Annotated in this window: 14 protein-coding genes; 10 read left to right on the top strand and 4 right to left on the bottom strand. The window is 72.5% G+C overall.

Features of this window, described 5'->3' with window-relative positions:
- Nucleotides 1–90 precede the first annotated feature (90 nt).
- The 3 genes from NI26_RS02005 to idi all read right to left on the bottom strand — a co-directional run bounded on the left by NI26_RS02005 (nucleotide 91) and on the right by idi (nucleotide 3,100).
- On the bottom strand, nucleotides 91–1,110 hold the full coding sequence (locus NI26_RS02005; protein WP_066651865.1) for a LacI family DNA-binding transcriptional regulator: 1,020 nt from the start codon (nucleotides 1,108–1,110) through the stop codon (nucleotides 91–93).
- Nucleotides 1,111–1,214: 104 nt separating this feature from the next.
- Nucleotides 1,215–2,300, bottom strand: a complete 1,086-nt coding sequence (locus tag NI26_RS02010) for a magnesium and cobalt transport protein CorA (RefSeq protein ID WP_066657656.1) — start codon at nucleotides 2,298–2,300, stop codon at nucleotides 1,215–1,217.
- Between the two features lie 257 nt (nucleotides 2,301–2,557).
- Nucleotides 2,558–3,100, bottom strand: coding sequence for an isopentenyl-diphosphate Delta-isomerase (idi, locus tag NI26_RS02015; RefSeq protein WP_066651866.1), 543 nt, complete (start codon nucleotides 3,098–3,100; stop codon nucleotides 2,558–2,560).
- Between the two features lie 21 nt (nucleotides 3,101–3,121).
- On the opposite strand from idi, the gene NI26_RS02020 reads away from it, so the two are divergent.
- The 7 genes from NI26_RS02020 (at nucleotide 3,122) to NI26_RS02050 (ending at nucleotide 9,680) form a co-directional block, all read left to right on the top strand.
- Nucleotides 3,122–4,180, top strand: a complete 1,059-nt coding sequence (locus tag NI26_RS02020; protein WP_066651867.1) for a polyprenyl synthetase family protein — start codon at nucleotides 3,122–3,124, stop codon at nucleotides 4,178–4,180.
- Nucleotides 4,177–5,094: a phytoene/squalene synthase family protein gene (locus NI26_RS02025; RefSeq protein ID WP_066651869.1), complete on the top strand. Its 918-nt coding sequence runs from the start codon at nucleotides 4,177–4,179 to the stop codon at nucleotides 5,092–5,094. Before NI26_RS02020 ends, NI26_RS02025 begins: the two co-directional genes overlap by 4 nt.
- Nucleotides 5,091–6,755, top strand: coding sequence for a phytoene desaturase family protein (gene crtI, locus NI26_RS02030; RefSeq protein WP_066651871.1), 1,665 nt, complete (start codon nucleotides 5,091–5,093; stop codon nucleotides 6,753–6,755). The genes NI26_RS02025 and crtI overlap by 4 nt, the downstream gene beginning before the upstream one ends.
- Nucleotides 6,755–7,117, top strand: a complete 363-nt coding sequence (locus NI26_RS02035) for a lycopene cyclase domain-containing protein (RefSeq protein WP_066651873.1) — start codon at nucleotides 6,755–6,757, stop codon at nucleotides 7,115–7,117. Before crtI ends, NI26_RS02035 begins: the two co-directional genes overlap by 1 nt.
- Entirely contained in the window at nucleotides 7,114–7,599 is a 486-nt protein-coding gene (locus NI26_RS02040; RefSeq protein WP_066651875.1) for a lycopene cyclase domain-containing protein, read from the top strand. Before NI26_RS02035 ends, NI26_RS02040 begins: the two co-directional genes overlap by 4 nt.
- Complete coding sequence (locus NI26_RS02045; protein WP_144411207.1) at nucleotides 7,596–8,522, top strand: prenyltransferase; 927 nt, start codon at nucleotides 7,596–7,598, stop codon at nucleotides 8,520–8,522. The genes NI26_RS02040 and NI26_RS02045 overlap by 4 nt, the downstream gene beginning before the upstream one ends.
- Nucleotides 8,523–8,636: 114 nt before the next feature.
- Entirely contained in the window at nucleotides 8,637–9,680 is a 1,044-nt protein-coding gene (locus NI26_RS02050) for a Gfo/Idh/MocA family protein (RefSeq protein ID WP_066651880.1), read from the top strand.
- 289 nt (nucleotides 9,681–9,969) lie between these two features.
- Here the strand turns inward: NI26_RS02050 and NI26_RS02055 are convergent, their stop codons facing one another.
- The gene (locus NI26_RS02055; protein ID WP_066651881.1) at nucleotides 9,970–10,710 is read right to left on the bottom strand and encodes an MBL fold metallo-hydrolase; all 741 of its coding nucleotides are present in this window, start codon (nucleotides 10,708–10,710) and stop codon (nucleotides 9,970–9,972) included.
- Nucleotides 10,711–10,773: 63 nt separating this feature from the next.
- Here NI26_RS02055 and NI26_RS02060 point away from each other — a divergent pair, with 63 nt between their 5' ends.
- The 3 genes from NI26_RS02060 to NI26_RS02070 all read left to right on the top strand — a co-directional run bounded on the left by NI26_RS02060 (nucleotide 10,774) and on the right by NI26_RS02070 (nucleotide 13,155).
- Nucleotides 10,774–11,295 (top strand): hypothetical protein, encoded by a 522-nt coding sequence (locus tag NI26_RS02060; protein ID WP_066651882.1) that lies wholly within the window; start codon nucleotides 10,774–10,776, stop codon nucleotides 11,293–11,295.
- Nucleotides 11,296–11,298: 3 nt separating this feature from the next.
- Entirely contained in the window at nucleotides 11,299–12,360 is a 1,062-nt protein-coding gene (locus NI26_RS02065; RefSeq protein ID WP_066651884.1) for a YihY/virulence factor BrkB family protein, read from the top strand.
- 93 nt (nucleotides 12,361–12,453) lie between these two features.
- Nucleotides 12,454–13,155 carry an SDR family oxidoreductase gene (locus NI26_RS02070; RefSeq protein ID WP_066651886.1) on the top strand — a complete coding sequence of 234 codons (702 nt, stop codon included), beginning with the start codon at nucleotides 12,454–12,456 and terminating at the stop codon, nucleotides 13,153–13,155.
- Nucleotides 13,156–13,200 lie beyond the last annotated feature (45 nt).

Raw genomic sequence — 13,200 nt, forward strand, 5'->3', positions numbered from 1 at the left:
CCCCGAGGTGGGGTGGTCGGGCGTCACGCAGGGCGGACGGGAGGCGCGGGGCGGGGCCGCCACGGGCCTCCGGGCCGACGCGTGGTCGCGTCAGCGGCGCCGGGGTGCGCCCGTCGATCCGCGCACCACGAGCTGCGGCACGAGGTCGACCGGGCGGAGCGTGTGCCCCTCGGACGGCAGGAGCAGTTCGACGCAGCGCCGACCGAGCTCGGGGAAGTCGACCTCCACCGTGGTCAGCGGCGGCCAGAGGTGCTTCGCCTCGGGGATGTCGTCGTAGCCGACCACGGACAGGTCACCCGGGACGTCCAGCCCGTACGACCGCGCCGCGTGCATGACCCCGAGCGCCATCGCGTCGTTCGAGCAGAAGATCGCCGTGCAGTCCCGGTACCGCAGGAGCTCGCGGCCCGCGTGGTAGCCGAAGTCCGCGGTCCAGTCGCCCAGGATCGGCGGCACGACGGGCATGTCCCGGTCGGACATCTCGCGCAGGAACCCCTGCATGCGGGCCTCGGCCTCGATCCAGTCCTGCGGCCCGGCGATGTGCCGGACGTACTCGTGGCCGAGGTCGAGCAGGTGCGCGGTCGCCAGCCGGGCACCCTCCATCTGGTCGATGAAGAGCGTCGAGCGCTCGTCCCCGCCGCTCGTGCGGAGCGCCACGTAGGGCGTCCGCATCCCGAGCTCCTCGATGAGGTCGAACACGCGCTGCTGCGGCGCGATGACGATGATCCCCTCGACGTCCTGGTCGAGCAGGTGCCCGAGGCCGTCCCGGACCGCTTCGTCGGTGGCCGCCGCGATGTTCGCGGTCGTCACCGAGTAGCCGCGCGTGACGGCGGCGTCCTCGATCGCCTGCATCGTCGCGGCCGGTCCGTAGTGGGAGCGCTGCGCGGTGAGCACGCCGATGGTGTGCGTCCGACTGGTGACCAGGGCGCGCGCGGCGCGGTTCGGCCGGTACTGCAGCTGCTCCATCGCGGCGAGCACGCGGTCCTTGGTCTCGGCGCGGATGGCGTCCGAGTTGTTGAGCACGCGCGACACCGTCTGGTGCGAGACGCCGGCGACCCGCGCGACGTCACGGATGCTGGGCGAGCGCGGTTGCTGTGTCCGCGGTGACGCCATCGTTGCTCTCTCCTGCTCGGGGCCGTGGCACCTCGATGTGCACGTTCACATTCCGAGCCAGATCATTATGCACGTCCCCGCGCTGCACGCCAGCCGTACCCGCGTCAGAGCCAGTTGCGCTTCCGGAAGACCAGCCACAGGATCCCCGCCAGGGCGAGCATCGCCACGATCGCGACCGGGTAGCCGTACCGCCAGTGCAGCTCCGGCATGTGGTCGAAGTTCATGCCGTAGACGCCGGCGATGAGCCCCGGGGCGAAGAGGATGGCCGCCCAGGACGAGATCTTCTTGACCTCCTCGCCCTGGCGGTGCGCGGCCCGGGCGAGCTGCCGGCTCTCCTCGCCCTGCGCCAGGGAGGCGCTCGTCATCCGCCGCATCGCCTCGTTCTGCTCCTGCGTCACGAGGGTCGAGTGCAGCGTGAGGGCGTTCTCGAGCAGCGCCCGGAACGAGTCCACCCGCTCCGTCACGCGGAGGGCGTGGTCGAGCACGTTGCGCAGGCGGTGCTGCACCTCGTCGTCGACGCCGTACTTGTCGGCGCCCCGGAGCAGCCCGCGCACCATCGCCGGCACCGGGGCCGTGGCGCGCTGGAACCCGAGCACCTCGCTGAGCAGCTGGTAGATGCGCTTCGAGACGCCGGGGTCGACCTGGCCCGCGAACAGCTGGTCCTCGATGGCGTCGACCTGGTCCTGGATGACCTCGACGACCGGTGCGTAGCCGTCGACGATCTCGTCGAGCACGGCGGCGGTGACGGCTTCGGACCCCGTGGCGAGGAACGCCGGGTCGGCCTCGACCCGGCAGCGGACGGCGGCGAGGTCGGGCTCCTCGGCGTGCCGCACGGTCACCACGAACCGCCGACCGACGAAGAGGTGCACCTCGCCGAACTCGACCTCGTTCGTGTCGGCGCGGTACCAGGCGGGTCGGAGCACCAGGAAGAGCGTGTCGCCGTACCGCTCGAGCTTGGCGCGCTGGTGTCCCTTGCGGGCGTCCTCGACGGCGTTCTCGTGCAGGTCGAACTCGGCGGCGACGGCCTCGAGCTCGGCGTCGTCGGGGCGCAGCAGGCCGATCCAGGCGAGCGCGCCGTCCGCGGCCGTCGCCGTGGTGGTGACCGGGTCGGTCTCCGTGGCCCGGGACAGGGTCGCGGGACCGCCGATGCGACGTCCTGCGACGTAGACGGCGTCGTCGATGCGTGCCATGTCGTGCTCCTCGTGCTCGGGAGCAGGCAGGCGCGATGCTCCGCGACGGAGCAGGGCGAGCACGGGCACCGGTCGAGCCGGTGCGGAGCGTGCGTCAGCGAACGGGCACGGTGACGACCGGGGCGGTCGTCCGGCCCGATCGAGGATGGTCACCCGACATCGCGCCTCACCTGCCCTTCTCGTCGTCCGCGGTCGCCAGGGCGCGACCAGCGGGCCACGTTACCCGGAGGGTGGACGTGCGTCGAGTGAGCGATCGCTCAGCGGGTGACGCGCAGTCCCTGCTGCTCGAGCTCCGTGAGCTGCCACCCGAGCCAGGGGCTCCAGGCGAACGGCGCCGCGGCGACCGATGCCCGCAGTTCGTCCTCGGAGAGCCAGGCGTACTCGGCGACCTCGTCGTCCGCGGGGGCCGGGACGTCGTCGGTCACGGCGCGGAACACCGGGCAGACCTCGTTCTCGACGATGCCCGAGGCGTCGACCGCGCGGTACCGGAAGTCGGGCAGCACGAGCTCGACGTCGCGCACGGTGATGCCGAGTTCGCGGGAGGCGCGGCGGGCGACGGCGTCCTCGAACGCCTCGTCCGGTCCGGGGTGCCCGCAGAACGTGTTCGTCCACACCCCCGGCCAGGTCTTCTTCGACAGGGCGCGACGGGTCACGAGGACCTTGCCCTCGGCGTTCCGCACGTGGCACGAGAAGGCGAGGTGGAGCGGGGTGTCCTCGGTGTGCACCGCGAACTTCTCGGCGGTGCCGATGGGAGTGCGGTCTTCGGCGAGCAGGACGACGGATTCCGGGAAAGTGTTCATCTGCCCCGATAGGTTAGGCCAATGAGCGAGGAAGCGGCCACCGTGGCGCAGATCGACCTCGCACTGGTCGACGACTGCATCGAACGCTTCTTCGCGGTGTCGTCGGCCCGTGCGCGTCGGTTCGGCAGACCGTCCGAGGAACTCTGGCGGGTGCTCCGTCGAGCGAGCATGGGCGGCAAGCGCTTCCGCCCCCGCATGGTCCTCACCGCGTACGCCGGGCTCGGCGGCACGGATGCCCACGCCGCCGCGAACGTCGCCGCCGCGTACGAGCTGCTGCACACCGCGCTCGTCGTGCACGACGACGTCATCGACCGCGACTGGTCGCGCCGCGGGGAGCCGAACGTCGCCGGGTCCTTCCGCGACACCGGCACCACCGGTGGTCTCGCGCTGCCCACCGCCGAGCACCGGGGGGTGAGCGCCGCCGTCATCGCGGGGGACCTCGCCCTCGTCGCCGCCGCACGCTTCGTCGAGGCGTCCGGTGTCGTCGACGACCGTCGTGCCCGGCTGCTCGAGATCCTCGACGACGCGGTCTTCGCGAGTGCGGCGGGCGAGATGACCGACGTCGACCTCGCGCTGGGCGTCATGCCCTCCGTCGACGAGGTCCTGGCCATGGAGCGGGCGAAGACGAGCGTCTACTCGTTCGAGGCGCCGCTGCAGTCCGGTGCCGTGCTCGCCGGCGCGGACGAGTCCGTCGTGGCCGCCCTCGGTGCCTTCGGTCGCGAGATCGGCATCGCCTACCAGATCGTCGACGACCTGCTCGGGGTCTACGGCGACGAGACCGTGACCGGCAAGTCCGTGCTCGGCGACCTGCGCGAGGGCAAGCGCACCATGCTCATCGCCTACGCCGCGACCACCGACTGCTGGGACGACATCGCGCCCTACCTCGGCGACCCCGACCTCGGCGAGGAACGCGCGGCCGAGCTCCGTGCGACCCTGGAGACCTGCGGCGCGAAGGCGGCGGCCGAGTCCCGGATCGCCGAGCACGCCGCCCTCGCCCGAGCCGAGCTCGCGGCCCTGCCCTACGAGCTCGCCGAACGACTGGAGCACCTGGTGTCCGAACTGCTGGAGCGCGTGCGGTGACCCAGACCGCACCACCGCGTCTGCCCCTGTACGACGCGACGGCCGAGGCTGCCTCCGGGGTCGTCATCGAGCGCTACTCGACCTCGTTCGGCCTGGCGAGCCGGCTCCTCACCCGGGACACCCGCGAGCACATCCGCAACGTGTACGCCCTGGTCCGCGTGGCCGACGAGGTCGTCGACGGTCCCGCGACCGAGGCCGGACTCGACCACGACCTGGCGCGCACCGTGCTCGACGAGCTCGAGGCCGACACCGAGCGTGCGATGGCACTGGGCTTCTCGGTGAACCCGGTCGTGCACGCCTTCGCCCGCACCGCCCGCACGACTGGCTTCGGGCCGGAGCTCACGAAGCCGTTCTTCGCGTCGATGCGCATGGACCTCGAGCGGACCGAGCACGACCAGGAGTCGTTCGACCGGTACGTGTACGGCTCCGCCGAGGTCGTCGGGCTGATGTGCCTCCGCGCGTTCGTGTACCGGGCCGGTCGGCCGACCTTCGACGACGCCGTGCTCGTCGACGGTGCCCGCGCGCTCGGGGCGGCCTTCCAGAAGGTGAACTTCCTGCGCGACCTGCACGCCGACTTCGAGGTGCTCGGCCGCTCGTACTTCCCGGGGGTCGACGTCCGCACGTTCGACGAGGCCACCAAGGACCGCCTGGTCGCCGACGTGCAGGCCGACCTCGACCGTGCCGCGCTGACGGTGCCGCTGCTCCCCGTCGACGCGCGCAAGGCCGTCGGTCTCGCGCACGCGCTGTTCCAGGAGCTCAACGACCGGATCGCCGCGTGCCCGGCGCACCGCCTGGTGACGACGCGCGTGCGCGTGCCGAACCCGGTGAAGGCGCAGCTCGCCGCGCGCGTGCTCGCCGGACGCGCCCCGCTGTCGTCCCGCGCAGCCCATCACCGGTCTGGAGGCCGTGCATGACCCCGTCCCGTGCCTCCCGTCCGTCCACCCCCGCGTCGCGGCGCGCGGTGCCGGCCCGACGTGCGGTGATCGTCGGCGGCGGCATCAGCGGACTCGCGTCCGCCGCGCTGCTCGCCCGCGACGGCTACGCCGTCACCGTGCTCGAGCAGCGCGACCAGCTCGGCGGCCGCGCCGGGTCGTGGGAGCGGGACGGCTTCCGGTTCGACACCGGGCCGTCCTGGTACCTCATGCCCGAGGTGTTCGACCACTTCTTCCGGCTGCTCGGCACCACCGCCGACGCCGAGATGGACCTCGTGCAGCTCGACCCGGGCTACCGCGTCTACAGCGAGGGCGACGACGAACCGATCGACCTGCGCGCGGACCGCGAGGCGAACATCGCGCTCTTCGAGTCGATCGAGCCCGGTGCCGGTGCGCGGCTGCGGAAGTACCTCGACTCCGCCGAGGACACCTACGCGATGGCCGTCCGTCGCTTCCTCTACACGACCTTCCAGGACCTGACGAAGCTCGCCGCCCCGGACGTCCTCCGTCGTCTGCCGAAGCTCGCCCGGCTCCTGCTGCAGCCGCTGTCGTCGTTCGCCGCGAAGGCCGTGCGGGACCGCCGGCTCTGGCAGGTCCTCGGGTACCCGGCGGTGTTCCTCGGCACCAGCCCGTACGCCGCGCCGAGCATGTACCACCTGATGAGCCACCTCGACCTGGCCGACGGGGTGCTCTACCCGAAGGGCGGCATCACCGAGGTCATCGCCGCGGTCGAGCGCGTCGCCCGTCGCGAGGGTGCCGAGATCACCACGGGTGCGACCGTCGAGCGGATCGTCGTCGAGGACGGGCACGTCACGGGCGTCGTGCACCGCGATGCCTCCGGTGCGGAGCACACCGTGCCCGCCGACCTCGTGGTGAGCGCCGCCGACCTGCACCACACCGAGCTGCACCTGCTCGACGCGGAGCACCGGACGTACCCGGAGCCGCACTGGCGGAAGCGCGACCCGGGGCCGAGCGCCGTGCTCGTCTACCTCGGGGTCGACGGCCTCGTGCCCGGGCTGCTGCACCACACGCTGGTCTTCACCGCCGACTGGGAGGCCAACTTCGGCGCGATCTTCGGCAAGGACCGACACGTGCCGGACCCGGCGTCGATCTACGTCTGCGCGCCCTCGCTCACCGACGACACCGTCGCGCCCGAGGGGTCGAGCAACCTGTTCGTCCTGGTGCCGCTGCCCGCCGACCTGTCCATCGGGAAGGGCGGCATCGACGGTGCCGGCGACGCCGAGGTCGAGCGCATCGCCGACCGCGCGATCGACGTCATCGCGGAGCGCTCCGGCGTCCCCGACCTGCGCGACCGCATCCGCGTGCGCCGCACGATCGGCCCGCAGGACTTCGCCGACGACTACAACGCGTGGAGCGGCTCGATGCTCGGGCCGGCGCACACGCTGGCGCAGAGCGCGTTCTTCCGCGAGGCGAACGTCTCCCGCAAGGTGGACGGCCTCTACTACGCGGGCGCCTCGACCACCCCGGGCATCGGCCTGCCGATGTGCCTGATCAGCGCCGAGGTGCTGCTCAAGCGCATCCACGGCGACACGTCGACCGAACCGCTGCCGACGCCGCTGCCGGCACCGTCGTCGGGGCCCGCCGGGTCGTCGACGGCCGGGTCCGCCCGGACCGCGGGCTGATGCCGGGGGCGTACCTCGCCGGACTCGTGGTGTCGATCGCCGGCATCGCGGTGCTCGACGCCCGGTACCGGCTGTTCCTCTGGCGCAGCCCCCTGCGTGCCGCGGCGGTGATGGTGATCGGGCTCGTGTTCTTCCTCGTGTGGGACGTCGCGGGCGTGCACCTCGGCATCTTCTTCATCGGGCAGGGCGACCTGCTGACCGGGGTGCTGCTCGCGCCCGAGGTCCCGCTCGAGGAGGTCTTCTTCCTCGTGCTGCTCTGCTGGACGACGATGGACCTGTTCGGTGCCCTGCGTCCGGTCGTGGCCCGGCGGCTCGACCGTGCCGGGTCCCGGGTCGGGCCCGACGAGGAGCGACGCTCGTGACCGGCACGGCGACGTACGCCCTGCTCGCGGTGCCGTTCCTGACGTTCGCCGCGCTCGTCGCCGTGGCGGCCGGAGTCGTGTCGGCCCGTCGCCGCGGAGCCGGTCGCGGACAGGCCGGTCGTGGGCGGGCCGGTCGTGGCCGGGCGGGGCGCCGGTGGGTCGGTGTGGGCGGTGTCGTCAGCGCCGTGGCGGCCGGCGTCGTCCTGCTCCTGATGACCGGCGTCTTCAACAACGTGATCGTGGGGCTCGGCATCGTCGCGTACGACGACGCGCTGGTCTCCGGCGCCCGGGTCGGGCTGTTCCCGGTCGAGGACCTCGCGTACTCGCTCGGTGCCGCCCTGCTGCTGCCGAGCTGCTGGGTCCTGCTCGAGCGGCCGCGGGCCCGGTCGTCCGCGCACCCCACCGTCCGCGGGGCGGGACGCGGGACCGGTACGGTCGGAACGCCGACCCAGCCACCCCGTCGACCGGAGGAGACCCCGTGACCGTGAGCAGTGCCTCCAGACCGTCGACCGCGCGCGCCCTGTTCGTGTCGTCGCGACCGATCAGCTGGGTGAACACCGCCTACCCCTTCGGTGCCGCGTACCTGCTCGGCAGCGGGGTCGGCGTCGACGGTGGCGGCGGCTTCTCGCTCGTCGCGTTCCTCGTCGGGGTCGTGTACTTCCTCGTGCCGTACAACCTGGCGATGTACGGCATCAACGACGTCTTCGACTACGAGTCCGACCTGCGGAACCCCCGGAAGGGCGGGGTCGAGGGCGCGCTGCTGGACAAGAGCGTCCACCGCACCACGCTGTGGGCGGTCGTCGTCACGAACGTCCCGTTCCTCGTCGCACTCGTGGTGCTCGGCGCGCTGAGCGGCAACGGGCCGTGGTCGTGGCTCGTGCTCGCGATCAGCGTCTTCGCGGTGATCGCGTACTCGGCTCCGGGACTGCGCTTCAAGGAGAAGCCGTTCCTCGACTCGCTGACGTCGTCGACGCACTTCGTCTCACCGGCGGTCTACGGGCTGGCGCTCGCCGGGCCGCACTGGACCGGGGCACTCGTCGCGGTCTGCGTGGCGTTCTTCCTGTGGGGTGTGGCCTCGCACGCGTTCGGCGCCGTGCAGGACGTGCTGGCCGACCGGGCCGGCGGCATCGGCTCCGTCGCGACGGTGATCGGCGCCCGGGCGACGGTCCGGCTGGCGTTCGTGGCGTACCTCGTGGCCGGCGTCGCGCTGCTGTTCTCGGACTTCCCGGGGCCGATCGCGGCGATCGTCGTCGTGCCGTACGCGCTCAACGTGCTGCCGTGGTGGAACATCACCGACGCCGGGGCCGAGGCGGCGAACGCGGGGTGGAAGCGGTTCCTCTGGATCAACTACCTGGCGGGCTTCATCGTCACGATGGCACTCATCGGCTACGCCTGGACGCACTGACGCAGGCTGCTGCACGGGCGGTGGGTGGGGCTGCACGACACTCGTCGTCGGCCTGACAGACTGGACGCACGCGCCGCGGGAGTCGTGGCGCGCCGGTCACGAAGGAGTGCACGCATGACGGTCCGCATCATCCACGTCGGTCTCGGAGGGTGGGGCGGCAACTGGGCCCGCACCGCCATCCCGCAGGTCACCGAAGTGGAGGTGGTCGGGCTCGTCGACCCGGTCCCCGCGACGCTGGACGCCGTGCGCGAGGACCTCGACCTGCCGACATCCGCCGCCTTCGCCTCGCTCACCGAGGCGCTCGCCGGGGTGGAGGCCGACGCCGTCGTCATCACCGCGCCGGCCGTCACGCACGTGCCGCTCGCGCTCGAGGCCCTCGAGGCCGGCAAGCACGTCCTCGTCGAGAAGCCGTTCGCGAACTCCACCGACGAGGCGCTCACGGCGGTCCGTCGGGCCGAGGAGCTCGGGCTCGTGCTGCAGGTCAGCCAGAACTACCGCTGGTACCCGGCGCCCCGGGCAGTCAAGGAGCTGCTCGCGGCGAAGGAGCTCGGCGAGCTGTCCGCGATCAGCATCGACTTCCGGCAGTGGGACAACGACCAGCCCGTCGAGACCTACCCGCACTACCGGTTCCCGCACCCGATGATCAACGACATGGCGATCCACCACTTCGACCTGCTCCGGATGATCACCGGGCTCGAGGCCGTCCGCGTGTACGCCCGCGCGTCGTACCCGAGCCACAGCAAGTACCAGGACGAGGCCGTCACGTCGATGATCATCGAGCTCGAGGACGGTCTCGTCGTGAGCTACCGCGGCAGCTGGCTCTCGCGTGCTCCGCGGACCGCGTGGGCGGGGGAGTGGAGCATCCAGGGCGAGGACGGCGAGATCTGGTTCACGAGCCGCGACGGATCGCCGAGCGAGATCGCCGGGGACCGCGTGACGCTGCGGGCCGACCAGGACGCCGAGGCCGAGGCCGTCGACCTCCCGACGCTCGAGCACACCGACCGGCAGGGCGGGCTGCAGGCCTTCGCCCGGTCCGTCGAGGGCGGCCCGGCTCCCGAGACGAGCGGCCGGGACAACCTGCGGAGCCTGGCGCTGATGGAGGCCGCTGGTCGCTCGGCAGCCTCCGGCCGCCCCGAGGACGTGGTCCTGCCCGAGTAGGGCGCTCGCGTTCCGGATGCCTCCGGGCGTACCTGGTGGATCCGGGCATACCTGGTCGATCCGTTCGACCAGGTACGCCCGTTCTCACCAGCCATCGCAACCGTTCTGGGAAGGAACGGGTGCGCGGGGACGCACGTCACGACGGACGGGAGGCGCGGGGCAGGGCCGCCGCGCGCCTCCCGTCCGTCGTCCACCCGGCACCACTGCCGCGGGACTCGCGCTGCGCGACGGTCCTCGTGCGCGTGCGTGCGAGGGCCGTCGCCGGGCCCGAGTCTCGGGCCCGGCAGCGCTACGCGGCGCCGGCTGCCCTCCTGGCCTGCGCGACCGCGGCGCGCACGCCCCGCGAGAACGCGGGGCCGTGCCCGGGCAGCACGTGCCGGGCCTCGGTGTCCTCGAGTCGACCGAGCGACGCGACGGCCTCGTCGACGTCCGCCGTCGCGGCCGGCGCGACCACCCGCGGCCCGATCCCACCGGTGTAGGGGTCGAAGGTGACCAGGGCGTCGCCCACGATCAGCGCGTCGCGGTCGGCGAAGTGCAGCGCGACGTGCCCGTCCGTGTGCCCGGGCGTCTCGATGATCCACGGGTTGCCGGGGACGTCGGCGCGGGACACCAGCGGCTGCGTCTCCGCGATCCCGTCCACCGTCGCCGCACCGGCGAGCAGCATCCGACCGAGCGGTGCGAGTCCGCCGGGGTGCACCGCGACGAAGCCGAAGCGGTTCGTCTGCGGCCGGTACGAGTACGGGTGAGCCGCCAGGTCGCGGTCGCCCGGGTGCACGAAGACGGGCGTGCCCCACTCGCGGTGCATCCTGGCGGCGGTGCCGACGTGGTCGAAGTGCCCGTGCGTGAGGAGCAGCGCCTCGACCCGAGCGGGCGTGTACCCGAGGTCGTGGACGGCGAGCAGCAGGTGCGGCCACGCGGCGGGCAGCCCCGCGTCGACGACGAGCAGGCGGTCGCCCGTCTCGACGAGGTACGTGTTGGTGTGTGCGATCTCGAGGCGGTGGATCCCCTCGGCGACGTCCCGGAAGAGCATGGGCTGCACCGTAGACCGCGGTCGCTCGGTGCCATGCCGGGGACCGCCTGGTAGGCACGAAGCATGGCCAAGGACAGCATCCCCGAGCTGGAGCTCGCGAACGTGCGGACCCGCGAACGCCTGACGGACAGCGTGAGCGAGATCCGGCGGCGCTCCGACGTGCCCGCGCGCACCCGGCTGGCGCTCGCGAAGGCCCGGCAGCTCTGGCACCGCGACCCGACGCCGCTCATCGCGATGGGCGTCACCGCGGCGACCGGCATCGCGGCGATCGTCCTCGGCACCCGCATCGGGCGGACCGACGCCGGGCACCTCGACCGTCCGGCGGCGTCGACCGCGTTCACCGCGCTCCTGCCCTTCGGCGCGCGCGGCGAGTTCGACGCCGACCAGGCGCGCGGCGGCCGGAAGGGGCGGAAGGCCCGGCGCAAGGCGGCCGAGGAGTCGCTCGAACGCGACCCGGTGCACAAGAACCGCGTGAAGCAGCGGGCCGGCATCGCCGCGGTCCAGCGCCGCGCGACGAAGAACCGGAAGCAGGCCGCCGCGCGGTCGAAGGCGGCGGCGAAGGCCCTCGCGAAGGCGAAGGGCTAGACCATGGCGCACAAGGACAAGACCCTCCAGCAGGAGATGCAGCACAAGCCGGCGCCGGACGACCCCCGGAAGCCGGACAGCCCGACGGACCTCACGAAGCCGTCGTTCACGTACACGCTGAAGAAGACGCTCCGCGAGTTCACCAGCGACCAGTGCACCGACCTGGCCGCGAGCCTGACCTACTACACGGTGCTCGCGCTCTTCCCCGGTCTGCTGGCGATCGTGTCGATCCTCGGCCTGGTCTCGAACCCGCGGGACACGATCGACACCCTGCTCGACGTCGTCACGAACGTCGGTGGCGGGCAGGTCGCCGAGCTCCTCCGCGACCCGGTCGAGGGCCTCGTGCGCTCGCCTGCGGCGCCGATCACGTTCATCGTCGGTGTGCTCGGCGCCCTCTGGTCCGCGTCGGGCTTCGTCGGCGCCTTCGGCCGGGCGATGAACCGCATCTACAACGTCCGCGAGGGCCGACCGATCTGGAAGCTCCGACCGACCATGCTCGGCGTCACGGTGTTCACCGTCGTGCTGCTCGTGCTGGGGCTCCTCGTGCTCGTCTCCGGACCGCTGGCCCGGGCGTTCGGCGACGTCATCGGCCTCGGCGACGCCGCAGCGCTCGTGGTCTCGATCGTGCAGTGGCCGATCCTGCTCGCGATCATGATCGTCGTCGTCGCGGTGCTGTACTACTGGGCGCCGAACATCCGCCAGTCCAAGTTCAAGTGGGTGAGCGGCGGCGCGCTGGTCGGCATCACGATCTGGATCATCGCGAGCGTCGGCTTCGGCTTCTACGTCGGCAACTTCTCGAACTACAACGCGACGTACGGCTCCCTCGGTGGTGTCATCGTCTTCCTGCTCTGGATCTGGATCACGAACAACGCGCTGCTCTTCGGTGCGGAGTTCGACGCGGAGCTCGAGCGCGGCCGCCAGCTGCAGGCCGGCATCCGGGCCGAGGAGGACATCCAGCTCCCCGAGCGCGACACCCGCCAGATCGAGAAGCAGGACGAGCAGCACGCCAAGGACGTGCTCGAGGGCATCAGGATCCGCGAGAGCGCCGGGCGCTCGAAGGACTGACCGGCTCCTGCACAGCGGCGGCGGCCGGCCCCGCCCTCCACAGCCGGGAGGCGCGGTGCCGGTCCGCCACGCCCGCTCCGTAGGGTGGGACGCATGACCGACACCGCTCCCGCCTCCGCTGACCGTCCGACCGCACTCGTCACCGGGGCGACCCGCGGCATCGGCCGCGCGATCGCGCTGGAGCTCGGCCGCACCCACCACGTCCTGGTGGGCGGCCGCTCCGCCGACGCGGTCGCCGCGCTCGTGGCCGAGCTGCCGAGTGCGTCACCGTTCGTCGGCGACCTCGGCGCGGGCGACGTGCCGGACCTGCCGGCGTCGCTCGACGTCCTGGTGCACAGCGCCGGGGTCGAGCAGGGCACCCGCATCGCGGACACCTCGCGCGACGTGTGGGAGCAGGTGTTCGCCACCAACGTCTTCGCGGTCGCCGAACTGACCCGGCTGGCGCTCCCCGCGCTCCGGGCCGCGCGGGGCATCGTCGTGCCGATCAACAGCGGCTCGGGGTTCACCGCAGGTCCCGGCGGCGGTGTGTACGCGGCGTCGAAGTTCGCGCTCCGGGCCTTCGCGGACGCGCTGCGCGAGGAGGAGCGGGCGAACGGCGTGCGGGTGTCGAGCGTGCACCCGGGCCGCACCGACTCCGACATGCAGCGCGCCCTGACCGAGAAGCTCGGCGAGGACTACGACACCGCCTACTACCTGGCGCCCGAGGACGTCGCCGCGGCCGTCCGGACCGTCGTCGACCTGCCGGAGCGCGGCACGATCGAGTCGGTCGCGATCCGGCCGACCCGGAAGCGCTGACCGCCGCGCACCCTCAAGCCACCTCATGGCAGGAGCCGCGTTCGG

The organism is Curtobacterium sp. MR_MD2014 (assembly GCF_000772085.1).
In the GTDB taxonomy this organism is placed as follows: Bacteria; Actinomycetota; Actinomycetes; order Actinomycetales; family Microbacteriaceae; genus Curtobacterium.